The organism is Pseudolysinimonas kribbensis, from assembly GCF_030161895.1.
GTDB classification, from domain to species: Bacteria; Actinomycetota; Actinomycetes; order Actinomycetales; family Microbacteriaceae; genus Pseudolysinimonas; species Pseudolysinimonas kribbensis.
Window position 1 is genome coordinate 529,949 of sequence record NZ_BSVB01000001.1, and the last position, 26,196, is coordinate 556,144.

The following is a 26,196-nucleotide window of genomic DNA, read 5'->3' on the forward strand; positions in this document are numbered from 1 at the left end:
CGAATGTCAGATGACATCCCTGAGGTGTTGAAGGCTCGTGGTCGCGGTCTCTGGAGCTCGATCATGAGCGACTTGGAGGGCGACGTTCACGATCGTGAGTTGGTGCTCGAGACGTGTCGGACGCTGGATGTGATCGATGGTCTGGCCGCTGCTGTGGCTCGCGATGGGGAGACGGTGACGGGTTCGCGGGGCCAGACGGTGGTGCATCCTGCGGTGCCTGAGTTGCGGCAGCAGCAGACGTCTTTTGCGCGTCTGCTTGCTCAGCTCAACCTTGACGCCGAGGAGGTAGGTGCGGTGCTCTCTGCCCGTCAGGCGTCGGCGAAGCGGGCTGCTCAGGCGTCATGGCGGTCGAGGAAGGCTGTTCAGGGTGCTGCGTAAGCGTGTGCCAGAGGAGAACGGAACGGTGCCGTTTGAGCTGCTAGATCGCTCAGACCTTGTGTGGGACTCGTTGAGGGCGACGAGCGAGTGGCTGCGTCTTCATGGCCTATCTACGCCGAAGGACTTGTCGATGGGGCCGGCGACTCGGTTTGAGGCCGCGTGTGATGCGTTCGCGATTTCACAAGGCTGGTTCAAGACGTACGGCACGCCCTACAAGAGTCCGGATTGGAACAAGCTGCGCGAGGCGGGCGTCCCGAGATTCGGTCGCCCAAATAGCCACGATGAGAAATGGAGTTGGATGAGATGACGGATTGGTTGACTGATTTGTCGGGTAATGATCTGACGGAGTTCATCAAGGGCGCTATGGAGACACAGGCGCGTGCGTTGCGTTTTTGGTTGGCGGTCTTGACTGAGGATGCGGCGATGTCGAAGCAGACGTTTTCGGACGTATTGGCGGATCCCATGGGGCCGATTCCGTCGATGTCGTTGCTGATTGTGAAGTTGATGGATCGGGTGTCATTGGAGTTTTCGGATGAGCAGCGCGCCGTATTGGTGGAGCAGTTGCGTGTAGAGCTTTTGGACTTGTCGGTGTAGTCGAGTAGTAGGAGTTTGCCGTCCTTCGGGGCGGCTTTTTTGTTGCCCGGCTTCGTCCGGCTATAACTGAATACACAACTGAACAGAGGCCCGCAAAATGGCGGAAAGAGTCGAGACGATACGTCTCACCGCAACAGTTTCCAACTACCTCGCCGGCATGGAGCAGGCGCGAAAGGCGACGTCGGCGACGGCAACGGCCTCGCAGAAGCTCGCACAGCAGGGGCAGGCGATGACGTCGCTCGGTCATTCGTTGCTGCTGTTTGGGACGGCTGTCGCTGCTGGTGTTGCGGTGGCGATCAAGTCGTTCGCCGATTTCGACGCGCAGATGTCTCAGGTGAAGACCCTGTCCCACGCGACCAGCGACGACATGGCGAAGCTGTCCGAAGCGGCGTTGACGTTGGGTCAGAGCATCGGTATTAGCGCGTCGCAGGCGGCGGATGCGGAGATCGAGCTCGTCAAGGCTGGCGTGTCCGTGAAGGACATCATGGGCGGCGCGCTGCAGGGCGCGTTGCAGCTTGCGGCGGCGGGTCAGATCGATGTGGCGGATGCGACGGAGATCGCGACTATCGCGTTGACGCAGTTCAAGTTGAAGGGCTCCGACGTTCCGCACGTCGCTGACCTGTTGACGGCCGGCGCGGATAAGGCCCTCGGTGGAGTTCAGGATCTGGGTGAGGCGCTGAAGTCCGGCGGTCTGGTCGCGTCGCAGTTCGGTGTGTCGCTGGATGAGACGATCGGGACGCTTTCGGCGTTCGCTAATGCGGGTCTGATTGGCGAGACCGCTGGTACGGATCTGCGGCAGGCGCTTCTGAAGTTGGCGAACCCGTCTGCCGAGGCATCGGATTTGATGAAGCAGTACGGCATCAACGTGTACAACGCGTCGGGCAAGTTCGTTGGTCTGGCGGGGCTGGCCGGTCAGTTGCAGGACAAGCTGGGCGGTTTGACGGATGCGCAGCGGAACAGTGCTGAGGCGACGATCTTCGGCAGCCGCGCGATCAACGGCGCGAATGTGCTGTATGCGGAGGGGCAGAAGGGTATCCAGAAGTGGACTGACGAGGTCAACGATTCGGGGTTCGCTGCGCAGCAGGCCAAGGGCAAGATGGACAACCTCAATGGGGATCTGTCGAAGCTGGGGGCTGCGTTCCAGACGAACCTGATCCGTACGGGTGCGACCGCGAACGACGTGCTGCGCGACTCGGTGCAGATCCTCACGGGTCTGGTGCGCGCGTACGGTGCGTTGCCGGCAGGCGTGCAGGGTACGGTCCTCGCGGTTGGTGCCGTTGTCGCGGCGCTCGCGCTCATGGCTGGCGCGGTGTTCACAATCATTCCGAAGCTCGCCGACTTCAAAGACGCCCTCGAATTCCTCCACGTATCGATGAAAACGGTCGGGCTGATGAGCGCAGCAACTGGCATCGCAATCACTGGCCTGGTGGCCATCGTCGGTCTCTGGGCGCAGGTGCAGGCCAAGAATCAGGCGCAAATCGACGACATTACGTTGAGCCTGAATGAGCAGACGTCGGCGATCACGAAGAACACGCGCGCGATTGTTGCGAAGAATTTGCAGGATTCGGGCGCGTTCACCGCAGCGAAGAAGCTCGGTATCGGGATCGATACCCTCACGTCGGCTGCGCTGGGGAACGCGTCCGCGCTGACGAAGGTCAATAAGGAACTCGACTATTACCGAGCGACGTCTGATGGCACGCCGTACAACAGATACGGCCGCGACATCGACACTGTTTCGGATGCGTTGGGGCAGCAGTCGGGCAACGTCAAGCAGGCTGTAACGAACAGCAAGGAACTGAAGAAGGCTACTGAGGAAAACGCGGACGGTACTAAGGATGCCGCGTCTGCGTATCTGGACGCCGCGAATCAGGTCGCGTCGCTTGACGATCAGATCACGCAACTCACCGACACCATCAACAAGGCGAACGGTGTCGGTCAGGATGCGGTGTCGGCGAACGCCGACTACCAGAAGGCCCTCGCCGACTCCACGAAGGCCGTGAACGACTACGTTGCGGCGCACGGCCGGGGTGCTGCAGCGTTGGATGAGTCGACTGCTGCCGGGTCTGCGAACGCAGAAGTCTTGGCCGACCTGGCGAAGAAGGGTCAGGACGCGGCCGACGCTCAGCTCAAACTTGATGGCAACACGGACGACTACGTGAAGCGTCTGAAGCAGACTCGCGCTGACGTCATCCAGCGGGCCTTGGACTTCGGAGCTACGGCGGCGCAGGCGCAGGAGATTGCAGACAAGGTCGCGGCGATCCCGTCAGACAAGGAAATCAAGGTCATCGCGGACACGTCGCAGCCGTCTGCTGCGCTGCGGCAGTTGATTCAGCTGGCGTTGAACACGAAAGATGTCATCGCCAAGGTAGGCATGCCGGGTAAGACTGTCGCGCGCGCTACGGGCGGAATTCTGCCCGGTCCGCCGTCGACGCGGGACAACATGCTCATCCATGCGGCTTCTGGTGAGTTCGTTACGAACGCTCGGGCGACGGCTAAGCCGGCGAACCGTGCGGCGCTCGAGTACATGAACGCGGGCGGCACGATCTCGGGCTATTCGTCGGGAGGGTACGTCTCAGCGCCCCGCTACTCGGCACCTCTCGCTCATACGCCCGAGGTTTCGGGGCCGGTCGTTCCGGTGAATATCAGCGTCAACGGTCCGACTGACCTGGCTCAAGCCGCGGCGATGGCCGGCAACTCGGTCGCCGTGCGTGTGCGCGGCGCGATGAAGGGATTCTGAAATGGGCAACGGATATCCGAGGATTCAGCCAGACGCGATGAGCCAGTTCGCGGCTGACCTGAAAGCGCTCTTCGCTAGGGTGAAGATCCTCGAGCAACCCACCGGCGGACAGACATACAACACCGTCCAGAAGCTCAAACAACTCGTCGACAACCTCGCAGCCCAGGTCGCCGGCCTTGCGAGCTCGGGGGTCGTCTGGGCGGGGCCGGTCGACGACCCAACCGGCATCGGTCTATCGACTTCCGGCCGTGTGACGGCGGCGGCCGGCATTACCTCAGCCGGGGTGCAGGCAAACGACCTCTCGTCGGCAGGCGGCGGGTCTCGTGCTGTCTACGTCAATAACACGTCGAAGCAGCTCGGGTTCCTCACGTCATCGCGCCGCTTCAAGCAGGACATCACGCGCGCGTCCACCACCCTTGAGGTACTTCGAGCGATCCACGTCTACTACTTCCGCTACCGGGAGGCCGTTGAGCAGCACCCCGACGACGCCTATCTCTGGATCGGTGCGATGGCCGAAGATCTCGACGCGGCCGGCTTCACCCAGCTCGTCGACTATGAGGATGGCGAACCGTTTGGGTTGCAGCAGCAGCTCATGTGGGTCATACCGTTCATGTACGCCGAGCTGCTGGATGAAGCCATGCAGGATCACGAGGCACGACTCAAGGCATTGGAGAACAGATGACTGCACAGGACGAGCTCGTGAGGTTGCACGCAGCGCTGGCCGGCTTCGCCGAAGTACAAGCAGAGCTCACGGAGCGGCTGGTCGCATTCGAGAAGCTGCATGGCTTCGCCGACGACCCGCAGACGATCTACGAGATGGAAGCACACGCCGCGGCCCAATCGACAGCCCAGCTAGTCGGGGCACTCTCCGCGGTCGGCAACGCGGTCCTGTTCCTCCTGAATGCGGAGCGGGAGCGCCTGTCATGACCAAGGCGCACATGAAGCAGCAATCGCGCTGATCTCCACCGTCGCGGCGGTAGAGCCTGATCTTCCGCAGCTCTACAACATGGCCAAGATGATGATCCCGGCTGTCACGGCAGATGAGCTAGTGGATGGCGCTTGCCTTGCGATCTCGTTCGCATCGGCAGAACTGGCCGTCGCGACGGGCAGGACGTTGGAGGAGGTCTCGACAAGCTGGGCAACTAGTTCGCCGGCCTGCGGAGCGGGCATCCGATTGACGACAACACGTCCGGTCGGGTGACGCTGATCGGTTCCCACCCCACGGCTGCGAGGCGGGCGAGGTCTTCGTTGGCCACCCTCTCACGGTCGGCGGTATGCACGGGTCGGATGTTCGAGCCGATCGTCTCGTAGCGGTACTCGTAGTCAGGCATGCGAGAGTCACAGGCCGCGAAGCAAAGAAGGCAAGAACCCGACGAGGGCATCAGAACGTGCTCGGCCAGCAGGCAGGGTCAGCTCTTGATCGTCAAGGGTGACCTTGATCACAACCCTGCCGGGCCACGAAGTGCTGCCCAACTCGTGAACGTACGGCCCGTGTCCCCCAGAGATGGAGACTCTTGAAATGGCAGACCTCCCTTGAGCCCACACCTCAGCGTTGACGTCGTCGGAGGTGGTGCCTTTGCCTCGAGCCGTAACGACCTTGGTCTCAGTGAAGACCAGAAGTTCAAATTCGAAGCTGCTCTCTCCGTAGTCGACACGGCTCGTTAGGTACTTGATCTCGTTGTCATCGATCAGGAGCAACAGCTGTGTCAAGAGCCTCAAGTACCATGCCGGTGCCTCGACTCCGTCATAGATTCCGCGCCAGCTGTCGTTCTCGTTGACGATGGCTCGATTCAGGTCATCTGCTAGCGCCCTTTGGCGAGGAGCTTCTGCCATGCCGCGACAATAGCGCCGCTGAGTCACTGTCGCGGGGTAATGTCCCCAACATGGCGGATATTCAACAAGAGATGCTCAAGGAACTGAAAGAGATCTCCTTCCTTCTTGGGGACCTCAACGCGATCAGGAACGGCGAGTTCGACCCGCCGAGGGGCTCGGGTTCCACCGGGCGCGAGATCGGATCGCAGCCGACGATCAAGGACGTTCTCTCTCGTCTCGACGACATCGCAGGCCTCTTGGAGTATCAGAACGGCCTTCTTGGCGACTTGCTAGACCGGGCCACCTAACTGGCCAGGTCGAATGAATTCTTGACAGCAGGCGCACCGCCACGACCAGGCGCCGTCGTCGAGCTCCATTGGCTCGAGGCATGAGGGGCAGTTCGGCGCTACGCCGTCGCTGAGATCATCCACGGGATGCCTCTACTTGGCCTGCAGGATGACGTCGAGACCCTGGTCGGGGTGGTAGCTCCACGACGCCCGCACCTGACCCCATGAGTCGCTCTGCCGGCCATCGAGAGCGCGAGTGGCTTCCATCTCGTCAAGAGTGGCGTCGGGAACCTTGAGGGCCTTGAGGACGCAGAGCTCGTCGTCGATGCTCAGACCGTCGATGTCGTCGTTGCCTTGATTGTCGAGAGCAAGCGACTTACCGCCGTCACCGACCGAGATCCCAGTGCTATGAGCCCCCAAGCCGCATTTGCTGAGAGCTTGAACGAAGAGCGAACGCTTCTCGGGCTGGACGCCGGATGTCTCGGCACCATGGTTGGCTGCGCTGGCAATTCCTTGCACTGCGAGCGTCCCGCCGATCCCGACGCAAAGCGCGACCACTATCGCGACTATCGCGAATGGGTTGGTGAGCGCCGCGACGAGTGAAGAAGTAACCGGCGTCTCATCTGCAGGCATCCGGTCCTGATCTACTTCATTCATGAGGGTTCCTTCCTGACTGCGCAGATTCTGGCATCGACCGACTGCCGTTCCTATCCCCAGGGGTAGGGGCCTCGAGCGACGGAATCTCGTTGCCGCCTGTGTCCGCCTTGCCGGGGATGATCTGGGTCAACTGCTGGCCACGTGCCCATGCGTTCCAGGCGCGGTAGACGATGTAGATCGCTTCGGCTACGTCGGGCTTCCGACGTTGGCCTGTCGCTGCTCGGTGGAAGATGTCGAGTAATACCCGTCGCGGATCGCCTCGGCCGTCCAGACGCATGTCCGCGATCGATTGCGCGAACTCGGACGCGGCACCCTCGTCGACCTTGCCCATCTCGTAGAGGCAGTAAGTCCACACGGACGGCTGAATGTTGATCTCGCGATAGGTGCGTCGCGCGATTGAGAGTGCGCTACTCACCCTCGGGTTCTTCTCGACCCACGCGATAACGTCGGCGTTTGAGAGCGACGGCACATTGGCTGCCATGGCGGTCCGCAGGTAGCCGTTCTCTCGCGCATCTGCGAGACGCGCGACGGCTGCCAGAAGCGTTGGGTCCTGCGCATAGCCGGCGAAGCGGAGCGCATCCCCACCCGATCGCTTAGCGCCCGTGTCGATGACTCCCCGCGCCTGTGGGTTGAGACCCTTCACGACAAGGACGGTGATCGTGACGCCGGATTCGATGACGGCCTCGCAACGGTGCTGTCCGTCGATGAGTCGCCCATCCCAGTCGAATTGGATCGCCTGGCCGGACGTCTGCCAGTTGCCCTCGCGCATGTCGCGGGCGTACTGGAGCACCTTGTGGCGTCGGAGGTTTCGGTTTCCAAGGTTCCGCCCGAGCCACCTTTCGGCGAGCTCTGGGGTGAGCTGGACGAGTTCGTGCGTGATTCTGTTCTGGCGATTCGTCTTTTCGGTGGTCATGCAATCGAGACTGGCTTCTGGTATCCGAATCGCCATTGCCCTGTTTCATTCCAAGTTGACAGTCCTGCCGTCATCATCGTGATGAGCACCCACCCGGGGACGTCGCCCCTCTCGTCCCGCAGGAAACGGATCAGTCGCGCGCGCATCGGGCCATCGTGCTCGCTGAAACGCTGCCGTGAACGGCATTGTCCACAGGGCCGACGGTTCGGCGGCGGAACCAATCGGAGAGATAGTTGACATGTGAGCAATCTGATCGAGTCCCCGCACGACCACACGGATATCGCGATCGAGCCGATGGAATCACCGGCCGCCGAGACCGAGCGCATCATCCGCACCGGGACGATCTGGTTGGCCGCGGCGCTCCTCGTGCCGGCGGTGGGACTGGGCCCCCTGCTGGCCTCCGGATGGCGCCCGACCGACCTCCCGGTGTGGGGGGCGACGATGTTCTGGGCCGGAATCGTCGCCGCCGCGGTCGGCACGGCATCCCTGATCTGGGCCGGATGCCCGACGCTCGGCTTCCCGCTCGTGCAGGCCCACAAGCAGAAGCAGTACTGCATCCGCGCCGGCATCGTGCTGTTCGCCAGCGGTGCCACGCTCGTCGGCTTCGCGCTCCTGGTGTCGCCGGCCTAGCGGCCCGCTGCGCCTAGCGCTGGAGCTCCTCGAGCACCTCGACGCTTCCGCCGAACGCGAGATTCGGGCTCCCCTTGGCCGCCTCGACCGCGGCCTCGAGGAGTCGAACCGCACCATCGAGGCACCGCGCACCACGCCATCCGAATCGCCGACGCCGCCCGCCGTCACGAGCCGGCCCCCGCGGTCCGGATGCCGTAGTCCTCGCCGAGGGCCTCGTTCCAGGCGCGCCACGCAGCCCGGTTCTCCGCGACGCGGTCGGCGGGCACCGGATCGGGGCCCGCGCGGTAGATGAAGATGAACGACGCCATGGGCGAGACCCTATGGCAGCCAAGCGTCGGGTCTGGTCACAGATCGTCACGCCGAGTGACGTCGGACGACGTCGGCGTCTCAGAACCCCATCCGCAGCACGAGCACGCCCGGCCAGATCGCGATCAGCACCGTGACGGGCAGGATGCCGAACACGAGCGGCACCATCATCGCCACCTCGTTGCGCCCCGCCGCCTCGAGCAGCCCGCGCTTCGCCTCGTCGCGGGCGTCCTGCGCCTCGGCGCGCAGCACGTCGACGAGGGGGCTGCCGCGATCGAGCGCCGCCACGAGCTGATCGACCGTGCGGGTGAAGGGCGGCAGGCCGATGGCCGCCGCGCGCCGGGTCAGGGCCTCGGCGAGCGGAACCCCCGCGTTGACCTCGGTCACGACCACCGTGAGCTCGCGGGCGAGCTCGCCAGAGCCGACCCGCGCGACCCGTCGCAGCGCCTCGAGCACCCCTCCCCCGCGGCCAGCGACAGGGTCAGCAACTCGACGATCGTCGGGTACTCGTGGGTCATCCGTCGCAGCCGCGCTCGGGCCGCCCGCGCGAGCAGCTGCTCCGGCGCGAGCAGGCCAACCGCCGCCGCCGCGATGCCGACCGCGACCGCCGCGACGAGCGGGATCGCCGTTGCTCGCACCAGCCCCGCGACCAGCGCCGCGCCCACGGCCGACCCGATCGCGAGCCCGACCAGCTGCCGGGACCGGAACCGCGCGACCGGCGTCGTCCATCCGGCCTGGCGCAGCCGGCGCTCGATCGCCTCATCACCGCCCAGCACGCCGGAGAGCCCGCCGAGCAGACCGGCCGCTCCAGGCCGGAGCAGCTCGCCGATCACCGACACCGGCACCGCGGGCCGGCACGTCGCCAGGTCGCGGGCTTCCGGCGAGACGGCGGCGACGTAGGGCGCGATCCGGGTCGAGAGCCGCGGGGCGCCGACGCGCGGGACGAGCGCGACGAGGGTCCAGAGTCCGACGCCGAGCACGATCCCGACGGGCACGGCCAGGGCGATCCAGGGGGTCACGCGAACCACCTCTGCTCCTCGGGCAGGCGGCCCAGCACGAGCATCAACCGGTAGGCAACGATCGTCACGATCAGGCCGGCGGCGAGCAGCAGCATCCCACCCGCCGAGTTGTAGGCACTCGCGGCCTCCGGGCGCGAGGCGATGAGCAGGAGGACGACCCACGGCGCGGCAACGCCGAGTCGCGCGGCGATGATCACCCACCACTGCCGGGCCTCGGCCTCCGAGCGCACCGCCGCGTCCGCGCGCAACGACGCGGCGAGCGAGCGCAGCACGGATGGCAGCTCCGTTCCCCCGACCTCGCGCGCGAGCCGGATCGTCTCGACGACGCGATCGCCGACCGGGTCGGCCAGCGCGTGCTTCAGGTCGTCGAGGGCGGGGCCCATGACCCCGGTCGCCTGCACCCGCAGCTCGAACTCGCCGAAGGCGGCGCGGGTCTCGGGCGTTCCCGCCCCGGCGAGCGCGCCGACCGCGGCGGCCAACGGCGTGCCCGCGCGGAGGCTGGCGACGAGGTGATCGACGAGGTCGGGCCAGGCGGCACGCACCGCGCGACGCCGGTGCCGGGCGCGGCGGGAGACGGCGGCCGTGGGCAGCACGCCCGCGAGCAGTCCGACCGCACCGCCGAGCCCCCAGACCCCGCTCATCGCGATGACGAGTGCCGCGACCGCGACACCCAGCAGGACGCTCAGCGCGACCAGCACCGCCACGGGCACGCGCGGCATCCCGGCCTGCACCAGCAGCACCGCGAGACCGCGCTCCGGATGCCGCGACCGCCGTGGCGACCGCGCCCGGTCCCGCGGCCACAGCCAGGGCGAAGCCACCAGGAGCGCGCCCGCGCCGAGCAGCAGCCCCGCGCCGGCGGCGAGCGGACTCACGCGCCGCCTCCCGGGCCGCTGCCCGCGTCGCCGCCCGCGCGCCCGCAGAGGATGACGGCCGGGTCGACGCCGCCCCGGGCGAACTTGGCCGTGCGCGGCGGCAGCTTCCCCGTGGCGCCCAACTCCCCGCCGTCGATCTCGAACAGCGGCACGATCTCGGGCCCGTCGGCGCCGACGTCACCGGTGACCGCGGCGATCTCGCGCACCCGGCGACGGCCGCCGCGCTCGAGCTCGGCGTGCACGACGACGTCGATCGACCCCGCGACGGTCGGCACGACGAACGCCGCGTCGATGTTGCGGCCCGCGAGCAGCGGCAGAGTGCCGAGCTTGCGCAGCGCCTCGGCCGCGCTGTTGGCGTGCAGCGAGCACATGCCCGGGAGCCCTGTGTCACTATTACGGCTATGCAGCAGACAAGCCCTCGCCGACTGGACCGGCCCGCGTTTCCTAAGCGCGACATCGGAGGTTCGAATCCTCCCGAGGGCACGCTATGAGCGCCGCGATCTACGCGCGCATTTCCGAGGATCGTGCCGCCAACGCCGCGGGCGTGGATCGACAACTCGCGGAGTGCAGGCAGCTAGCTGAGCGTCGTGGCCTCGGGTCACCCGTCGAGTTCGTGGACAACGACATCAGCGCCATGAGCGGCAAGCGCCGCCCCGCGTTCGAGGCGCTCTTGGCCGCGATCGAATCGGGCGAGGTTGACTCCGTGATCGCCTGGCACACCGACCGGCTCTACCGCCTCCCTCGCGACCTCGAGCCGTTGATCAAGCTCGCCGACTCCCGCCCGGTGTCCTTCGTGACTGTGAACGCGGGCGACATCGACCTGAACACCGCCACGGGGCGCATGGTCGCGCGCATCCTCGCCTCCGTCTCGGCTCAGGAGATTGAGCACCGCACCGAGCGTCAGGTGGCGAAGAACGCGCAGCAGCTACGGGAAGGCGTGCCCCTCAGGGGCAACCGCCCGTTCGGTTTCGAGGTCGACCGACTCGCCATCCGCGAATCAGAGGCCGCGCTCATCCGCGAGGCCTACGCCACGATCGCGGAGGGCGGCACGCTGTACTCGATCCAGCGCGCGCTCAATCAGTCGGGGATCCGCACGCCGCGCGGCAACACATGGTCCTACGCGACGATCCGGCAACTCCTTCTGCGCGAGCGCAACGCGGGCAGGCTCATCGCCGGTAAGGGTGTCGCTCACCGCGTCATCCGCGACGACCTCTCGCAGATCGTCAGCCCGGAGCAGTTCGAGGCCGTGCGCCTCATCCTCAGCGACCCGAAACGGGAGACAGCGCCGGGCCCGAAGGTCACAAAGCACTTCCTCTCGGGAGTCGCCATTTGCGGCGTATGCGGCGCCGGCATGCGATCGGCCGTCTCATCGAGCCGGGGACGTCGGCAGGAGAGCTATAAGTGCGGGACCAAGGCGAGCGGTCGCGGGCACGGTCAGCGGCACGCGTCAATCGCTCGGCACGTCGTGGAGGCCGCGATCCCTGGGGCCGTCTGGGGCGCACTCGTGGAGCTGGTGCAGGGCGGCGGCGACGTCGCCGAGAAGGAGGCCGCGGAGCTGGGTCCGCTCCGCGCGAGGCGCGCGAGCCTTGAGGCCGACCGCGCCGAGCTGCAGAAGATCGAGAACATCCGCGGCGTCGACCTCTCCGCGTTCGCAGCGCAGATGCAAGCCGTCGCTGACGAGATAGACGGCATCACCGAGCGCGTAACCGCGATCCTTCGCGCGAACACCACTGAGCACGCCCTGGCCCCCGTGCGCGAATTCGTCGCGGCGATCGAGCGGGCCGCGGAGGATCGGCGCACGCTGACTCTTGACGAGCACGTTGTGCTCCTAGGCGTCCGGCGCGAGTTTGAAGAGGCCTGGCACGGGCTCTCGGTCGAGCAGAAACGCGACCTGACGCGGGCGACCGTTGATGTCGTCGTGAGCCCCGTGGACGTCTCTATCCGGCGCTCGTTCTCCGTCGCTCCCTCCGCTGACGACCCCACGGCTTCCGTGCTCGTGGAGCGCGTCGACAATCCCGAGCGTCCCGAGCGCCTATCGATCACCCCGAAGAGAAGAGAGAAAGCATGAGCACCACGCCCGTACTTACTGACGAGTTCACCGTCGAAATCCGCAAGACACGCCCCGAGTTCAGGCCGTTCCTCGGCGGCTACGCGGACCTCTTCGAGGCACGGCAGATCGCAGCCTCCCTGATCGCCTCGCAGGGCGTCGAGGCGCGTGTGACCGATGGCGACGGGCGGGTGTGGGCATGAGCGCCGCCGACGAGCGGAGCGAGCGCGAGCTACGCGCGAAGGCCGTTGAGATTCACAAGCTCGAAACCGCGTTCGGCGATGAGGACGCGGCACGCGCGGCCTATGAGGCCGAGATGGAGCGCCGGCACGGACCTCGCACCGGCGCCGAGTAACGCACCACGAGAAGCGCCCCGGCTCGCGCTGGGGGCGTTTCCGCGCTCACTCGTCCGGGTCGTCGTCGGTGGGCTCGCCGAGCAGGAGCGCGCCGGCTACCTCGTGCATCCGGCCAGCCTCTATCTCGCGCTTTACGGCCATGCGCGCGGCGTCCGTCGTGGGCTTGAGCCCCTCGGCTACGAGTCGACGCTGGAACTCGGTGCGCATCACAGCCCCTCCGGTCGCGAGCAGGTTGCGCAGCGCCATCACGAGTGTGTCGTCGCCCGCACCCTCGACCGGCACGAGCACGGCGGACGGCGCGACCTGCTTGAAGGCGGCGTGGATTGGCTTGGTGGGCGCCCCGCTCTTGTCCTTCTGAGTGAGCAGCTTGCGCCGGTCCTGCCCCTTCGAGTCGAGCCGCCAGCAGAGCACTCGATCTACGCCGGCGAAGAGGGCGGTTGACCCGCGCATGACCTCGGGCTCGCCCTTCCGCGAGTGGTGCAGCACGAGCACCGAACAGCCGTCGGCCGCCTCCTTGATCCGCCCGAGGGCCGCGACGTACGCGCCCATCTCGGCCGACGAGTTCTCGTCCGCGCCGTTGATAGATCGGCTAAGCGTGTCGATGACGACCAGATCGAAGCCCTCGACGGCGACGTACTCGGCGAGCGCGAGCGCGCTGGCCTCGTGCAGCAGATTGACCACCCGCGGATATGCGACGAAGCCGGCCGGCGTGGTCGGAAGGCCTCGATGGCTCGCCCATGCGACCTCCCGCTTGTGCAGGGTCGCCGCGCCCTCCATGGCCACGTAGAGCACCCGGCCGGGCGGGACCTCGCGGCCGAGCCAGGGAGCCCCGTGGGCGATCGAGAGCCCCCAGTCGAGCGCGAGGAACGACTTGCCGGTGTACGAGTCGCCGAAGAGGATCGCCAGCTCGCCGCGCCCGAGCACTCCGGCCACCAGCTCGCTCGTCTCGGTGCCTGCGACGAGGGCTTCGAGCGTGCCCACCGCGGAAGGGTCGAAGAGCCCGAAGCCTCCCTGGGCCTCAAGGAGGGCGCGGGCTCCGTCCATGCGTGCGCGCTGCCGACCGGCCTCGATCGTCGCTTGTGCGCTCTGGTATTCGGCGTCGCCGAACGCGTCGGCCAGTTCGACGGCGCGGGCGATGATGTCGGCCCGGCTGCCGCGCTCCGCGTCCGCAACCTCGGCGCGCGTCATCAGTTCTGCGTACGCCGCCGCCGCCTCGTGGGCTGCCTTGAGTTCGGCGTCGGCCTGGTCGTGGGCGGCCTCGGCGGCCGGCCGCGCCGACGGGTTGGCGTCCCAGAGAGCCAGGCGTGCGGCCAGCTCGTCGTGCTCCGCCTTCGCTACTCGCCGGTCGATCGAGCCGACCGCGAGGCGCGCGTCGATGCCCTCGTGAGCGCGCTGCCGGGCGGCGGCCCGAATCTCCCCAGCGCGGCCAAGGAGGCGGGCTGCAGCCTGATCGTCAGAGGCCATGTGTCCGCGCGCCTCCATCCGCGTGGCGACCGCTTCGGCCCGCTCGATGTCGGTGCGCGGTCCGAGCGCCGCGAGACGGCGGAGGATAGACGCCTCTTCGGCGGACGTCGGGCCTTCCGAGTCGCACTCCCACTCGGAGCCGGCAGGCAGCATGTCGGCCATGAGGTCGGCGATAGCGGACGCCACGAGCGCCTCGGCCTCAGCCTGATCCGCCATGCTCCGACTGTCGGCGCGAGGGCCGTCGAGCACGATGTCTTCCGGGTCGAGGTCAGATTCGGTGGTCGGGTTCACGGCGGGGGTCCTAACGGGAAGAGACCAGCACCCGGCGCGAGTGCTCCACTACTCGCAGGGGTGCTGGTCCCGGCTTCTGGACGGCCCTCGAAGGTGGAGCTTCGGACCGTGATTCCACGCTGACAGGTCGGCGGTCTATTCGCAAGAAATCGCCTTCTGACCGGGCATTCTCTGCATGTTGCTATATGCAGATAATACGAAACTGGCGGTTTCTGGCGTTCCGAGGCCAAAACCGAACAGACCGAACATGGGCTGTTGTTCGCCCTGTTCGCCGCTCGTCGGGCCGTTCGGTCAAAACCCCCGTGATCACGGGCATTTTCAGGGGTGAACACGGCTCCGCCGCACCGAACAACAGACCCCCTCTTTAAAGAGGGGGCATGTTCGTTTCGGCTGTTCGGGGCAGATCCATAATTTGAGGCATGGTTGACGGCCGCAGAGAGGTGCTTCTCGACACCGACGGTGCCTACCGCACCCTCTGGAACATCCCGGGGAAGAACGACCACGGCTGGGACACTCAGCGCATCGGCGATTGCGTCATCCTGCTCAAGCCCGACCTGCGCAACGGCTACTACCGACGTGCGGTTCAGGGCTGGGTCAACGGCTACTGCGTCGGATTCCTCGGCAACACTGAGGCCGCCTACTACCAACCCGAGATTCTTCGCCTCGCGTACGCCGGTATCGACCTCGTGTGCAAGGGCAGGTTGCTCAGTCATAGCGGCGATCGGCGAGCCCTCTATGAGCACCTCACCAAAGCCCAGCTTGAGCGCTGGGTAGACCGGCAGCTCCATCGAGTCGCCGACAAATAGGGCCACCGGGGCCTTCTTGAAGCTGGACGTTTCCTGGGTGTAACCTGAGAGCAACCTCAATCGAGGCCAGCGCTCCTCTCCTGGCGCGGCGGCCCCGGCGCAGTTGCTGACACTCTCGCGCCGGGGGCCGTCTCTCTCGCTCGAAAGGCGCCCCTCGTGCTCTCCGAAGCTCTCGCCCGCGTGGTCGAGCTGCAGGCCGCGCTCGCGCGTATCGACGCCGCGCTCGACGACGCCGGCATGGTCTGGCTGGCCACCTCCGTCCCCGGGGACTCCCTCGACGTCGCCTACACCTCGGGCCGCGAGCGGCTCGAAGCCATGCGGGCCGCGCTGCAGGGCGAGCTTGCGCTCGTGCGCATGGGGGCGCCTCTGTGAAGGCTCGAAAGTGCGCGAGCTGTGGCGCCTCAATCGCGCACCGGGTCGCTAGCGCTCAATACTGCGAGGCGTGCGCCGAGAGGCGGAATCATGCGAGCCAGGCGGCGACCGAGAGACGCAAGGGGCTCGGCGTGTTCCGTGCTGGCCCCGTGGTATTCGACTGGGACGGCCTCGTGTCCGTTGCTCGATGCGAGTCGTGCTTTGACTGGGTTCGCTTCAAGATCGGCGGCCCGAACGGCGCGGCGGCAGTGGCGCATGCGCGTATTGCGCACGGCTTCACCGGCCACGCGATGCCGCTGGCAGAGCGCAGCGCGCACAACGCGTGCACAGCGTGCGGCCTGCGCCCGCGCCGCGGCCGACGAGACGGGCTGTGCTCCGTCTGCCACCTCGTTCAGGTTCGAGAGCGTGCGGCGCGCGTGCGGGCCGAGAGGGCTGCAGCATGAGCGGCGACCGCCCGCGCCTCTGGATCGAAGAGGCTAGCCCGGCCTTCGGCTGGGCGCTCGTCGTCTGCGAACACTGCGACCGTAGATGGTTCCCGGTGATGGAGCCGCGCGCGTTCGCCGAGCGACACGCGTGGGAGCACACCAACGCCGCGGGGCTGCCCGTGCGCGTCTGGGACGAGGCGGAGCTGGTCTGTGCCGAGCCGGGCTGCCGGCGTCGAGCCGTGTATGCGGACGCGCTCTGTCGGGCGTGTCACGTCCGCGTGAGGCGGGCAGCGGCATGAGCAAGGGGTCGAGTCGAGGGAGCGGATGGGAGCGGCTACGGCTCGCGTGTCTCGAGCGCGACGGCTGGGTGTGCACCTACTGCGGCAAGGCGCTCGAAGGAGACGACGCCACCGCTGATCACGTCACCCCGAGGGAGGCGGGTGGCAGGGACGAGATGACGAACCTCGTAGCGGCATGCCGCACTTGCAACGGCCGTAAGAGCGACCGCGAACTGATGCGCGTCGACTGGTTCAACACGCGATGGCTGGCAGCGAGAGCATGACGTTCCTTCACGCTCTCCGAGCTCACCCCCGCCCCCAACTCTCTTTTGCACGCAAAGCCCTCAACACTTCAACAGAACGGATCGAAACCGTGACGAACTCCCCCGACGCCACCATGGTCGACGCCACCGAGGCCATGATCGAGGCTGCCGACTCATGGCTCACCCCACTGGACGCTCCGGCCGTCGCTCAGCTCCGCATCCTCGCCCGCCAGCTCGACACCGAGGCCACGGCGGCGCTCGCTACGAGCTACGGCACGGCCTACCGGGCCCTGATCCGCCGCGCTCCCTTGCCTGCCGGAGGCGACGAGTTGGAAGCCCTCCTGCGGGAGGCGACGGATTGAATCCCTTATCCGCGATCGATCGTGGACGCCGTTGCCTCGCCTCTCAAGTACTTGAAGATGTGATCGGCTACGTCGTTGGCTACGGCGAGTTTGGACGAGGCGTCGTTCCCCTCTCGCAAGCGCTGCACGGAGAAGCGTACGTACTCGGCGACAAGAGCCTCCCCGGACCGAAGCTTCGATATCAGGCGGCTGGCGGCCCGGTTCAAGTCCACCGTCTCGCGCCAACGGTCTGCCGACGAGTAGTTCGCCAGCGTATCGACGAACGCAATCGCAGCGTCATAGCGCTCGGCTTCAACCTGCCGCAGGCGCTTCTTTTCGCGCTCGTGCCGCTGCGCACGCGACTGCAGCAGGTTCGGGAGTGCCCCAACGAATGCGCCGACCACCGCCGAGCCGGCGCTGACTACCGCAATCCAGAACGGGTTCATGCTCGAACCGTAGTGGGGCGGATCGGTCGATGACAGGCCCCGTCGCCGCGTGGCCTCCCTCACGATTTACTCGCTCCCTCGCCGCCTCCTTCCCCTCGCTCTACGACCGCTACGCGCGCGTCGTCGCGGTGGTCTGGCGGGTGGCGTTCGGGTACGAGCCCGAGGGGTGGCAGACCGCGCTACTCCGCGCCCTCCTTGAGCAGTTCCCCGCGGGCCATCCGCGCGCCGGCCAACTCCGCTACCGACAGGTGCTCGTCAGCCTCGGCCGCCAGAACGGCAAGACCGAGGTCGCGGCCATCCTCGGCCTCATCGGCCTGCTCCGCTCGGTAGATGCCGTAGTGGTCGGGATCGCGTCGACCGTCGAGCAGGCCAACCTCATCTATAAGCGCACCCTCGAGGCGATCACCCGCAACGGCTCCCTTGCCACGCGGTTCCGAGTGTCCGGCACGCGCGGCATCCGATCGAACGCGGGCAGCGGCGAGTACCGCCTCAAGCCGAGCAAGTCGGCAGCGCTGCAAGGCATCCCGCTCGACCTGGGGCTCGTGGATGAGCTGCATCTGCTCCGCGCCGAGGTCTGGGCCGACCTTGTGAACGGAACCGGCGCGCGCCCTAACGCGCTCGTCGTCGGCGTGACGACTGCGGGCGACGCTAGCTCCACGATGCTCCTTCGCCTCTACAAGCTCGCCGCCGAGGCCATCGCGGCCGACCCGAACGGCAACCGCTTCGGTGCGTTCGTCTGGGAGGCGCCGAACGACGCGATCCCCGAGGGCGACGCCGAGTTCCTGACCTGGCTCAAGCACGCCAATCCATCGCTCGCGTCCGGGCGACGTGACGCCGAGGTTGCCATCGCCGACGCCCGCTCCCTGCCGCCCGCCGACGTCCTCCGCTACCTCGGCAACAGGTTCCTGTCGGGCGTCGCGTCACCCTTCATCGAGCCGACCAAATGGGCCGCGCAGACCCGCCCAGCGGGAGCCGATTGGCCGCAGGGTGTACGACCCGTGTTCACCTTCGAGCGCACCCCAGACTGGGCGTTCGGTTCCATCGTCGCAACCGGCAAGGACGACGCGGGCCGCATCCACTCCGAGCTGGTCGCCTCCCTCGTCGCGCCGACGCTTGAACGGTTTGTCGCGGCGGCGGTTGCGCTGAACCGTCACACCCCGCAGGCGTTCGCCATGGACCGCTATGCGCTCGGCGACCTTGCAACCGAGCTCAAGCGGCGCGGCATGCCGGTGCGCATCGGGACTCATGCCGACGCCATCAACGCCGCGAGCATGCTCTACGCGAAGATCGCGCGCCGCGAGTTCGAGCACGCGGGCGACGCGCTCCTTACTCAGCAGATCCCGCACGCGATCCGCAAGAACATCGGCGACAGCTATCGGATCGCCCGCGCGGGCAGCGCCGTCGCAATCGATGCCGTGCTCGCCACCGCGCTCGGTGTGCTGGTCGCCGAGACGACCGCCGACGCCGGATTGCAGGTCTTCTAAGGCGAGCATCTGTGTGAACTCTGGATGTTCACTCAACGTGCGTTGAATGGTTCCTATGGGACTTCGGAGCTGGCTCGGGCTGGCCGCTCCGCAGTCCCGTACCGGGTCAGACACTGGCGGCGGCGTGCTCCTCCGAGCCGCGCCGCCGCTAGTGCGACCGTCACCTCGGGCCAGGCGCTCGGGCTGTCCACCGTCTACCGGGCCGTCTCCATCCGCACCACCGCGGCCCGCCAGCTCTCCATTGACGTGCATCGCGGCGGCACGATCATCGACTCCCCCGCGATCATCCGTCGGCCCGACGTCGACTCGTCGTTGCCGGTCTTCATCGAGCGGACCGTCGTCAGCCTGAACTTGACCGGCAATGCGTTCTGGCGCATTCGTCGGAACTCGATCGGCCAGGTCGTGACCCTCGAGGCGCTGAATCCGCACGACGTGCAGATTGACGTGACCGCCTCCGGCCGCGTCACGGGCTACGGGTATCAGGGCCAGGCGCTCGGCGTCGAGGACGTCAAGCACCTCGCCCGCCTCCGCGTGCCCGGCACGCCCTACGGCCTCGGGCCGATCCAGGCCGCGCAGGCCGAGCTACGCGGCGCGATCGACCTCCGCGACTACGCGGCCAACTGGATCGCCAGCGGCGACGTACCGAGCGGCATCCTCCGGTCCGATCAGCAGCTCACGCCCGAGCAAGCCACCGACGTCCGCACCCGCTGGGAGACGACTCGCGGCGGCAAGCGCGGCGTCGCAGTGCTCGGCAGCGGGATGAGCTACACCCCGATCTTCCTCAGCCCCGCCGACGCCCAGTTCATCGAGTCTCAGAACTTCACGACGACGCAGATCGCCCGCCTCTTCGGCGTGCCCGCCTCCCTCATGCTCGCCAGCACGGAGGGCGCGCCGACCACCTACCAGAACGTCGCGCAGGACTGGCTCGGCTTCGTCCGCTTCGGCCTCATGGAGGACCTCAGCGAGATTGAGGACGCGCTCACCGACCTCCTGCCGCGCGGCCAGTTCGCCCGCTTCAACCTCGAGGTGCTGCTCCGCTCCGACACCACCACCCGCTACGCCACCTACAAGGTCGCGCTCGAGGCGGGCTTCATGACGGTCGCCGAGGTCCGCGCCATCGAGAACCTGCCGCCCCTCGCGGGCGCTCCCACCGCCGATCCTCAAGGAGCCGCCGCCGCATGACCGCGCCCGACCTCACCAAACCGCAGCAGCGCTCCTTCGAGGCGCGCGCCGCACTCAGCGACGCCACTGACGGCGAGCGGATAGTCGCCGGCATCGCGGTGCCTTTCGGCGACCCGATCCTCGTGCAGTCGTGGGGCGACGCATGGCGCGAGCAGTTCACCAAGGCAACCGTCTTCGACGGCGCCGAGCGGGCATTGCTCGCATGGCGTCACGGCGATGTGATCGGCAAGCTCACGACCGCCGAGAGCGAGGACGACGGCCTCCGCATCGAGGCGCGCATCTCCCAGACCGCGCTCGGCGACGAGGCGTACACGCTCGCCCGTGACGGCGTGATCGACCGCTTCTCGATCGGCTTCGTTCCCGTCGAGTACAGCACCGAGGCGCAAGCCGACGGGACTGACCTCGTGACGTACACGCGGGTCCAGCTCCTCGAGGTGAGCCTCGTCCCCTGGCCCGCCTACGACGCCGCCGAGGTGTCCGAGGTCCGCAGCAGCAACCCCACCGCAACTCCCCCGCTCGAAAGGAGCACCCCCGCAGTGACTGACGCCATCGTCACCCCCGCCGACCTCGCCGAGGTCCGCACGTCGATCGAGGACCTGACTCGTTCCGTCGCCACCCTCTCCGTCCGCGATCGTGAGCCCGCGGCTCCCGACACCCGCTCGGCGGGCGAGGTGCTCCGCGCGATCGTCTCGGGCGACGAGGCGACCGTGCGCGCCTACAACGCGCTCTATGAGCGTCGGGACTACGCGGGCGGCACGACCGCGGACGCCGTGGTCAAGCCGGGATGGGTCGGCGACCTGACGCGCATCTTCGACGCCAGCTCGGGCGTCCTCGCGGCCTCCTTCTCGACCGGCACGCTCCCCGCGACCGGCAACTCGATCGAGTTCGCCGAGCTGTCCACGAACACGCTCTCGGTCGCCGAGCAGGCCGCCGAGGGCGACGACATCGCCGCGGGCAAGGTCACGATCGATACGCGCACCGCGCCGGTGAAGACCTACGCCGGATCGACCACGCTGACCCGTCAGGAGGTCGAGCGCTCGACGGTCGGCGTGCTCGACACGTCGCTCAACGGCCTCGCCATCGCGGCCGGCGCGCGCCGCAAGGCGTACCTGCGTGCAGCGTTCGCGGCGCTGGTGACCGCCAATGCGGCCATCGCTGACAACGGCGGCGTGGTCGTGCTGGGCGCGACCCTGGCGGCCGCGACCGCGGACAACTGGGAGAGCGCTCTCATCGACGCTGCGATCAAGTTCGAGGCGCTCAACCTCCCGGTCGAGCGGATGATCGTCTCGGGCTCGGTGTTCAAGAAGCTCCGCGGCCTCACCGTCGCGGGCGAGCGCGTGTTCCAGACCGCCAAGGACAACGCGAGCGGCACCCTCGACCTCCCGGGCCTCTCGGGAGACTTCGCGGGGCTGCCGGTGCTGCTGGACTCGGGCCAGTCGGGCGATAGCGCCGTGTTCACCAACTCGCTCGCCATCCGGCAGTACAACTCGCCGCTCGTGTCGCTCTCGGACGAGGCGATTTCGAACCTCTCCAAGAGCTTCGCGGTCTACGCGTACGGCGCTACCGCGGCCGAGATTCCCGCGGCCGTCGTGCCGGTCAAGCTCGCCGCGAACTGACGATGACCGCCGAAGACCTCTCGCAGTACGTGGGCGCGAACGCGGACGACGCCGCGTTCGTCGCCTCGTGCTGGGCGCGAGCTGACGCGCTGGTGACGGCGTACGTCGGCTCCGCCGAGGTCCCCTCGGCGATCCTCGACGGCGCGACGCTCGACGTGGGCGCTGAGCTGTACCACCGGCGAAACGCGCCGAGCGGCATCACTCAGTTCGCCACGGCCGGCGATGCATCGCCGATCAGGCTGGCGCGGGATCCGATGACCTCGGCCTACCCCGTGCTGGCCCGCTGGGTCGGGGTGGGGGTGGCGTGATGGGTGCTATCGCCACCTCCCGCGCCGAGCTGGTCGCCGCGCTCGCCCCGGTCGGAGTGACCGTAACCGACCACGTACCCGAGCAGCTCAACCCGCCCGCCCTCATGGTCGTGCACGGGTCCCCACTGATCGAGGTCGGCGACACCTTCGGCCTCCACCTCCTTCGGCTTGAGGTCTGGATCGTCTCCAAGCTCGGCGCGAACGCGCGCATGACCGACGACCTCGACGCCCTCATCGAGGCGACCATCGCAGCGACCGTCGTCGACGGCTGGTCCGTCGAGAACGTCGCACAGCCGTTCTCATACACAGTCGGCGCTCGCACCTTCCTGGCCTCGACGGTCACCCTCACCACCGACATCTCACTCACCTAAGGAGCAACACAGACATGGGCAGTACACGCATCAAGGGCACCAAGCTCAAGCTGACCATCGGGACCCCCGGCGTCGACTACTGGGGCGACCTGTCGAGCTGGAAGATCAGCAACGATGACGCCGACAAGGACGTCACCACCTTTGAGGACGCCGCCGCCGGCGGGTCCAAGCAGTTCAAGCTGACCGGCACGGCGATCCAGTCGACCGCCTCCGGCTCCTTCTGGCGCTACGTCTGGGAGAACACCGGCGTCGACGCGGCGTTCACCATTGCCCCGCACGGCAACGAGACCGCGACCGCGGATCAGCCGCACGTCATCGGCACGCTCACCATCGGCGCGAAGCCCGACCTCGGTGGCGACGCCGGCAATGGCGCGTACACCTTCGACTTCGAGTTCCTGGTCGTCGGCACGCCGACGCTCGACTCGGGATCCGAAGAGTGAGCGCGGCCTCGGCTCTCGGGCCGAGGTCTCACCCCGTCCTCACCTTGACCGTGGACGGAGGCGAGGCCTCGAGCTGGATGGGCGAACTCACCTCCGCCGTGGTCGAGCCCGACAAGGGTGGCACGCTCATCACGAGCGCCTACGACGGCGACGACGCTGAGCCGTGGTTCCTCAAGGGCTCGGCCGTGCAGTCGTCGGCCTCGGACTCGCTGTGGCGGTTCACCTGGAACCACACCGGCGAGGTCGTCGGCTTCACGCTCGCGCCGAACGGCAACGCCGACGCGACTGCGGACGAGCCGATCCTCCGCGGCTCCCTCACGGTCGGCCCGCGCCCCGCGCTCGGTGGCGCGGCCAGCGACAAGACGTTCGTCTTTGATTTCGACTGGCAGCTAACCGGCCCACCGCTCCTTGACGACGGGAGCGACTCGTGACGGACTCCGTGACCTACGTCTCGGGCGGCGTTCGCGTCCGCGTCGAGGGGCTGCGCACGACCGTCTCCCGCCTCAACAAGGCCGGCGCGGATGCAGACGACATGAAAGACCTCATGCACGGCATCGGCGAGCTCGTCGTGCACGCCGCGCACGTCCCCGACCGCAGCGGCGCCCTCGCTGGCACCGTCCGCGCCGGACGAGGCAAGACCAAAGCTGTCGTCCGGGCGGGCGGCGCGAAAGCTCCCTACGCCGGCGTCATCCACTACGGCTGGCCGGCCCGCAACATCGCGCCGCACCCGTTCCTGACCGATGCGCTCTCCCGCGAACACGAGCAGATCTTCGACGCGCTGGAACGCGGTATCGACGCGCTGCTCGCCAAGAACTCCCTCAGCTGACCGCACCCCCTCAACAAAGGAGCACCCCCGCATGACCGCACTCAACATCAACTCCCTCACCCTCGGCGAGGTCGCAAAGGTCGAAGAGCTCTCCGGCCAGGCCTTCGGCGCGATCGCCCAGGAGGACAAGCCCAAGGGCCTCGCCCTCGCCGCGCTCGCCTTCGTCGCCAAGCGCCGCTCGGACCCCAAGTACTCGTGGAATGACGCGCAGGGCCTCACCTTCGCTGAGTTCGGCGAGCTGATCACGCTGGGCGACGACGAGAACGAAGAGGGCGACCTGCTCGCCGCTGTGACCGGGGAGCCGGCCCCAAAGCCCGGCGCGCCAGCGCGCAGAAGATCTAGCCGGGTTCGTCGTTCATCTCGGGATGGCGCCCAGTGACTACTGGCGCCTGACCGTGATGGAACGCGACGCGATCCTCGAAGCCCACAACCGCAAGAACAGGAGCTAGCTCGTGGCCAAGAACACCGTCATTGTCTCGGTGCTCGCCGACGCCAAGAACTTCTCCAAGGGCTTCGATGACGCGGCCAAGTCCGCGGGCGGCCTCGGCGGCATCGTCAAGGGCGTCGGCGTGGCGGCCGGCGCCGCCCTCGTCGCGGCGGCCGCGGGCGCAACGGCCGTCATCGCCTCCGCGATCAAGGCCGCGGGCGAGTCCGAGAAGGTCGCCGCTCAGACGGCCGCCGTCGTCAAGTCGACGGGCGCGGCAGCGGGGCAGTCGGTCGAGCAGATCGGCGCCCTCGCCACCAAGCTCTCCCGGCTCTCTGGCGTGGACGACGAGGTGGTGCAGTCCGGAGAGAACATCCTCTTGACGTTCACCAACATCAAGGGCACGACCTTCGACGCGGCCACCAAGAGCGCGCTCGACATGTCGGTTGCCATGGGCACCGACCTCAACTCGGCGGCCCTGCAAGTTGGCAAGGCGCTCAACGATCCGGTCGCGGGCATGTCGAAGCTGTCCAAGGTCGGCGTGACCTTCACTCAGGCGCAGAAGGATGCGGCGGCCTCGATGGTCGCCACAGGCGACGTGGCGGGCGCCCAGGCGATCATCCTCGGCGAGCTGACCAAGGAGTTCGGAGGCTCGGCCGAGGCCTTCGGCAACACCTTCGAGGGCTCGCTCGGCAAGGCCAGGACCTCCCTCGGGAACCTCCAAGAGGCCCTAGGCGCGGCGTTCCTCCCCATCGCCACGACGGTGCTGAGCAAGGTGGCCGGGCTTCTGGATCGCGTGGGGGATTCGCCCGCCTTCGCGGCGGCGCTCACAGCGGTCACCGGCTTCATCTCGGGTCTGCTCTCCGGCGACTCGGCGATCGGCGGATTCATCGCCAAGGCCGTCGACCTGGCGTCCAACCTCTCGCCCGTCGGCCTCGTGCTCAAGGCGCTCGCCCCGATCCTGCCCGGCCTTGCCGGCGCGTTCGGTCAGCTGGCCAGCACTCTCGGCGGGGCGCTCGCACAGGTGCTGCCAACGATCACCAACCTGTCCCAGACCCTCGTCTCCGTGCTCTCCGGGGTCTTCGCTTCGGTGCTGCCGGTCATCGTCGGCTTGATCGGCCAGCTCGCGGGAGTGTTCACCGCACTCATGCCCGCGATCCTGCCCATCGTGCAGACGCTCGGCGGGATACTCACGGCGGTCATCAAGGCACTCGGCCCGATCATCACCACCATCGCCACGACGCTCGGCGGCGTGCTCGGCTCGGTGCTCAAGGCCATCACGCCCGTGCTCGTTCTCGTGGCGCAGGTGTTCGGTCAGATCCTCAAGGCGCTCGCCCCGGTCATCCCGCCGATCCTCTCGCTCATCCAGGCCGTGCTCGCTCTCGTCGCGCCGATCTTGACGCTGATCGGCTCGGCGCTCGGGCCGGTCATCGAACTACTCGTCACGTTGCTCAAGCCGATCCTCAGCCTGATCGCGCCCCTCGTGAAGCTCCTTGCGCCCGCGATTCAGTTCGTCGCCGACGCGCTCTCGGTCGTCATCGACTGGATCGCCAAGGGAATCACGTGGTTCGTGGCGCTCGTCACGGGCTCCAAGACCGCTTCGGCGCAGTTCACGGCCGCATTCAACGGCGTCGGCAAGTTCTTCGGCGACCTGTGGAACGGCGTCATCAGCTTCTTCGCCAACGGGATCGCCAACATCGTCGGCTTCTTCACGGGACTGCCCGGCAAGATCGGCAGTGCCATCAGCGGGCTCGCGGGGATGCTCGGCAGCGTCGGCCGCAACATGATCCAGGGCTTGATCAATGGCGCGAGTTCGATGCTCGGCTCCCTCAGCTCCTTCGTCTCGGGCCTCGTCTCGAAGTACATCGTCAATCCCGTCAAGAGCCTGCTCGGTATCCACTCCCCCTCGACCGTGTTCCGCGACATCGGCGGCTACACGCTGCAGGGGCTGCAGATCGGCCTGAGCGACACGGAGGGCGTCCGCGGCGCCATCGACTCCCTCGGGCGCGAACTCGCCGACACTACGCTTCCCGCTCCGCGCGTCAGCTCGGCGACGGTCCGCCCCTCGCAGCAGGCCGCCTCGGATGCGTCGAGTGCCGCAATCGTCTCGCAGATGACGGCCGCCGACCGTGCGTTCTTCCGCGAGCTGTTCGCGGAGTTTGCGGGCTCGCTCGCGGTCACTGATGGCGTAATCGCGTCGGCCGCCAGCGCGGCGCAGGCACGACTCGTGAAAGCGGGCGCGCGCTAGATC

General features: G+C 67.4%; 35 protein-coding genes and 1 tRNA gene. 26 read left to right on the forward strand and 10 right to left on the reverse strand.

Annotation, left to right across the window (positions count from 1 at the left end):
- Positions 1-3 precede the first annotated feature (3 nt).
- The 5 genes from QQK35_RS02970 to QQK35_RS02990 all read left to right on the forward strand — a co-directional run bounded on the left by QQK35_RS02970 (position 4) and on the right by QQK35_RS02990 (position 4,636).
- Entirely contained in the window at positions 4-378 is a 375-nt protein-coding gene (locus QQK35_RS02970) for a P27 family phage terminase small subunit (protein WP_284252758.1), read from the forward strand.
- Positions 379-666: 288 nt separating this feature from the next.
- A complete protein-coding gene (locus QQK35_RS02975) occupies positions 667-972 on the forward strand; it encodes a hypothetical protein (RefSeq protein WP_284252760.1) in 306 nt (101 codons plus the stop codon).
- A 97-nt stretch (positions 973-1,069) separates the two neighbouring features.
- Positions 1,070-3,709: a phage tail tape measure protein gene (locus QQK35_RS02980; RefSeq protein WP_284252762.1), complete on the forward strand. Its 2,640-nt coding sequence runs from the start codon at positions 1,070-1,072 to the stop codon at positions 3,707-3,709.
- Positions 3,710-3,746: 37 nt separating this feature from the next.
- Entirely contained in the window at positions 3,747-4,391 is a 645-nt protein-coding gene (locus QQK35_RS02985; RefSeq protein ID WP_284252764.1) for a tail fiber domain-containing protein, read from the forward strand.
- Positions 4,388-4,636 carry a hypothetical protein gene (locus tag QQK35_RS02990; RefSeq protein ID WP_284252766.1) on the forward strand — a complete coding sequence of 83 codons (249 nt, stop codon included), beginning with the start codon at positions 4,388-4,390 and terminating at the stop codon, positions 4,634-4,636. Before QQK35_RS02985 ends, QQK35_RS02990 begins: the two co-directional genes overlap by 4 nt.
- Before the next feature lie 411 nt (positions 4,637-5,047).
- On the opposite strand, the gene QQK35_RS02995 is transcribed toward QQK35_RS02990, so the two are convergent.
- Positions 5,048-5,542, reverse strand: coding sequence for a hypothetical protein (locus QQK35_RS02995; RefSeq protein ID WP_284252768.1), 495 nt, complete (start codon positions 5,540-5,542; stop codon positions 5,048-5,050).
- Between the two features lie 71 nt (positions 5,543-5,613).
- Between QQK35_RS02995 and QQK35_RS03000 the strand changes: the two genes are divergently transcribed.
- The gene (locus QQK35_RS03000; RefSeq protein WP_284252770.1) at positions 5,614-5,829 is read left to right on the forward strand and encodes a hypothetical protein; all 216 of its coding nucleotides are present in this window, start codon (positions 5,614-5,616) and stop codon (positions 5,827-5,829) included.
- 132 nt (positions 5,830-5,961) lie between these two features.
- Here the strand turns inward: QQK35_RS03000 and QQK35_RS03005 are convergent, their stop codons facing one another.
- Both QQK35_RS03005 and QQK35_RS03010 read right to left on the reverse strand, forming a co-directional pair.
- Positions 5,962-6,465, reverse strand: a complete 504-nt coding sequence (locus tag QQK35_RS03005) for a hypothetical protein (RefSeq protein WP_284252772.1) — start codon at positions 6,463-6,465, stop codon at positions 5,962-5,964.
- Positions 6,458-7,378 (reverse strand): hypothetical protein, encoded by a 921-nt coding sequence (locus QQK35_RS03010; protein ID WP_284252774.1) that lies wholly within the window; start codon positions 7,376-7,378, stop codon positions 6,458-6,460. Before QQK35_RS03010 ends, QQK35_RS03005 begins: the two co-directional genes overlap by 8 nt.
- A 240-nt stretch (positions 7,379-7,618) precedes the next feature.
- Here QQK35_RS03010 and QQK35_RS03015 point away from each other — a divergent pair, with 240 nt between their 5' ends.
- Entirely contained in the window at positions 7,619-8,008 is a 390-nt protein-coding gene (locus tag QQK35_RS03015; protein ID WP_284252776.1) for a hypothetical protein, read from the forward strand.
- Between the two features lie 164 nt (positions 8,009-8,172).
- Here QQK35_RS03015 and QQK35_RS03020 read toward each other — a convergent pair whose 3' ends face one another.
- The 5 genes from QQK35_RS03020 to QQK35_RS03040 form a co-directional block, all read right to left on the reverse strand.
- The gene (locus tag QQK35_RS03020; protein WP_284252778.1) at positions 8,173-8,316 is read right to left on the reverse strand and encodes a hypothetical protein; all 144 of its coding nucleotides are present in this window, start codon (positions 8,314-8,316) and stop codon (positions 8,173-8,175) included.
- 79 nt (positions 8,317-8,395) lie between these two features.
- A complete protein-coding gene (locus QQK35_RS03025) occupies positions 8,396-8,770 on the reverse strand; it encodes a type II secretion system F family protein (RefSeq protein WP_284252780.1) in 375 nt (124 codons plus the stop codon).
- Positions 8,698-9,333 carry a hypothetical protein gene (locus QQK35_RS03030; RefSeq protein ID WP_284252781.1) on the reverse strand — a complete coding sequence of 212 codons (636 nt, stop codon included), beginning with the start codon at positions 9,331-9,333 and terminating at the stop codon, positions 8,698-8,700. The genes QQK35_RS03025 and QQK35_RS03030 overlap by 73 nt, the downstream gene beginning before the upstream one ends.
- Entirely contained in the window at positions 9,330-10,205 is an 876-nt protein-coding gene (locus tag QQK35_RS03035) for a type II secretion system F family protein (RefSeq protein WP_284252783.1), read from the reverse strand. Before QQK35_RS03035 ends, QQK35_RS03030 begins: the two co-directional genes overlap by 4 nt.
- Positions 10,202-10,576, reverse strand: coding sequence for a P-loop NTPase family protein (locus tag QQK35_RS03040; RefSeq protein WP_284252785.1), 375 nt, complete (start codon positions 10,574-10,576; stop codon positions 10,202-10,204). Before QQK35_RS03040 ends, QQK35_RS03035 begins: the two co-directional genes overlap by 4 nt.
- Before the next feature lie 43 nt (positions 10,577-10,619).
- Between QQK35_RS03040 and QQK35_RS03045 the strand changes: the two genes are divergently transcribed.
- From QQK35_RS03045 to QQK35_RS03060, 4 genes are all read left to right on the forward strand, one after another.
- Positions 10,620-10,688, forward strand: a tRNA-Arg gene (locus QQK35_RS03045).
- A 4-nt stretch (positions 10,689-10,692) separates the two neighbouring features.
- Complete coding sequence (locus QQK35_RS03050) at positions 10,693-12,273, forward strand: recombinase family protein (protein ID WP_284252787.1); 1,581 nt, start codon at positions 10,693-10,695, stop codon at positions 12,271-12,273.
- Positions 12,270-12,455 (forward strand): hypothetical protein, encoded by a 186-nt coding sequence (locus tag QQK35_RS03055; protein WP_284252789.1) that lies wholly within the window; start codon positions 12,270-12,272, stop codon positions 12,453-12,455. Before QQK35_RS03050 ends, QQK35_RS03055 begins: the two co-directional genes overlap by 4 nt.
- A complete protein-coding gene (locus QQK35_RS03060; protein ID WP_284252791.1) occupies positions 12,452-12,607 on the forward strand; it encodes a hypothetical protein in 156 nt (51 codons plus the stop codon). Before QQK35_RS03055 ends, QQK35_RS03060 begins: the two co-directional genes overlap by 4 nt.
- Positions 12,608-12,653: 46 nt before the next feature.
- Here QQK35_RS03060 and QQK35_RS03065 read toward each other — a convergent pair whose 3' ends face one another.
- Positions 12,654-14,363: an AAA family ATPase gene (locus QQK35_RS03065; protein WP_284252793.1), complete on the reverse strand. Its 1,710-nt coding sequence runs from the start codon at positions 14,361-14,363 to the stop codon at positions 12,654-12,656.
- Between the two features lie 419 nt (positions 14,364-14,782).
- Here QQK35_RS03065 and QQK35_RS03070 point away from each other — a divergent pair, with 419 nt between their 5' ends.
- The 5 genes from QQK35_RS03070 to QQK35_RS03090 all read left to right on the forward strand — a co-directional run bounded on the left by QQK35_RS03070 (position 14,783) and on the right by QQK35_RS03090 (position 16,869).
- A complete protein-coding gene (locus QQK35_RS03070) occupies positions 14,783-15,169 on the forward strand; it encodes a hypothetical protein (RefSeq protein ID WP_284252795.1) in 387 nt (128 codons plus the stop codon).
- Between the two features lie 156 nt (positions 15,170-15,325).
- A complete protein-coding gene (locus tag QQK35_RS03075; protein ID WP_284252797.1) occupies positions 15,326-15,541 on the forward strand; it encodes a hypothetical protein in 216 nt (71 codons plus the stop codon).
- Positions 15,542-15,690: 149 nt separating this feature from the next.
- Positions 15,691-15,984, forward strand: coding sequence for a hypothetical protein (locus QQK35_RS03080; RefSeq protein WP_284252799.1), 294 nt, complete (start codon positions 15,691-15,693; stop codon positions 15,982-15,984).
- A gap of 277 nt (positions 15,985-16,261) precedes the next feature.
- A complete protein-coding gene (locus tag QQK35_RS03085) occupies positions 16,262-16,528 on the forward strand; it encodes an HNH endonuclease (protein ID WP_284252800.1) in 267 nt (88 codons plus the stop codon).
- An 89-nt stretch (positions 16,529-16,617) separates the two neighbouring features.
- On the forward strand, positions 16,618-16,869 hold the full coding sequence (locus QQK35_RS03090; protein ID WP_284252802.1) for a hypothetical protein: 252 nt from the start codon (positions 16,618-16,620) through the stop codon (positions 16,867-16,869).
- Positions 16,870-16,874: 5 nt separating this feature from the next.
- On the opposite strand, the gene QQK35_RS03095 is transcribed toward QQK35_RS03090, so the two are convergent.
- Positions 16,875-17,294, reverse strand: a complete 420-nt coding sequence (locus tag QQK35_RS03095) for a hypothetical protein (RefSeq protein ID WP_284252804.1) — start codon at positions 17,292-17,294, stop codon at positions 16,875-16,877.
- Positions 17,295-17,323: 29 nt separating this feature from the next.
- On the opposite strand from QQK35_RS03095, the gene QQK35_RS03100 reads away from it, so the two are divergent.
- From QQK35_RS03100 to QQK35_RS03145, 10 genes are all read left to right on the forward strand, one after another.
- Positions 17,324-18,778, forward strand: a complete 1,455-nt coding sequence (locus tag QQK35_RS03100; RefSeq protein WP_284252806.1) for a terminase large subunit domain-containing protein — start codon at positions 17,324-17,326, stop codon at positions 18,776-18,778.
- Positions 18,779-18,802: 24 nt separating this feature from the next.
- Positions 18,803-19,960 carry a phage portal protein gene (locus QQK35_RS03105; protein ID WP_284252808.1) on the forward strand — a complete coding sequence of 386 codons (1,158 nt, stop codon included), beginning with the start codon at positions 18,803-18,805 and terminating at the stop codon, positions 19,958-19,960.
- Positions 19,957-21,576: an HK97 family phage prohead protease gene (locus tag QQK35_RS03110; RefSeq protein WP_284252810.1), complete on the forward strand. Its 1,620-nt coding sequence runs from the start codon at positions 19,957-19,959 to the stop codon at positions 21,574-21,576. Before QQK35_RS03105 ends, QQK35_RS03110 begins: the two co-directional genes overlap by 4 nt.
- A 2-nt stretch (positions 21,577-21,578) precedes the next feature.
- Positions 21,579-21,884: a hypothetical protein gene (locus tag QQK35_RS03115; protein ID WP_284252812.1), complete on the forward strand. Its 306-nt coding sequence runs from the start codon at positions 21,579-21,581 to the stop codon at positions 21,882-21,884.
- Positions 21,884-22,255 carry a hypothetical protein gene (locus QQK35_RS03120; RefSeq protein ID WP_284252814.1) on the forward strand — a complete coding sequence of 124 codons (372 nt, stop codon included), beginning with the start codon at positions 21,884-21,886 and terminating at the stop codon, positions 22,253-22,255. Before QQK35_RS03115 ends, QQK35_RS03120 begins: the two co-directional genes overlap by 1 nt.
- A 14-nt stretch (positions 22,256-22,269) precedes the next feature.
- Entirely contained in the window at positions 22,270-22,695 is a 426-nt protein-coding gene (locus tag QQK35_RS03125) for a hypothetical protein (RefSeq protein ID WP_284252816.1), read from the forward strand.
- A gap of 44 nt (positions 22,696-22,739) precedes the next feature.
- Positions 22,740-23,126, forward strand: a complete 387-nt coding sequence (locus tag QQK35_RS03130) for a hypothetical protein (protein WP_284252818.1) — start codon at positions 22,740-22,742, stop codon at positions 23,124-23,126.
- Positions 23,123-23,521, forward strand: a complete 399-nt coding sequence (locus QQK35_RS03135) for a hypothetical protein (RefSeq protein WP_284252820.1) — start codon at positions 23,123-23,125, stop codon at positions 23,519-23,521. Before QQK35_RS03130 ends, QQK35_RS03135 begins: the two co-directional genes overlap by 4 nt.
- Before the next feature lie 31 nt (positions 23,522-23,552).
- Positions 23,553-23,900: a hypothetical protein gene (locus QQK35_RS03140; protein WP_284252821.1), complete on the forward strand. Its 348-nt coding sequence runs from the start codon at positions 23,553-23,555 to the stop codon at positions 23,898-23,900.
- A 73-nt stretch (positions 23,901-23,973) separates the two neighbouring features.
- Complete coding sequence (locus QQK35_RS03145) at positions 23,974-26,193, forward strand: phage tail protein (RefSeq protein WP_284252824.1); 2,220 nt, start codon at positions 23,974-23,976, stop codon at positions 26,191-26,193.
- The last annotated feature ends 3 nt before the right edge of the window (positions 26,194-26,196 follow it).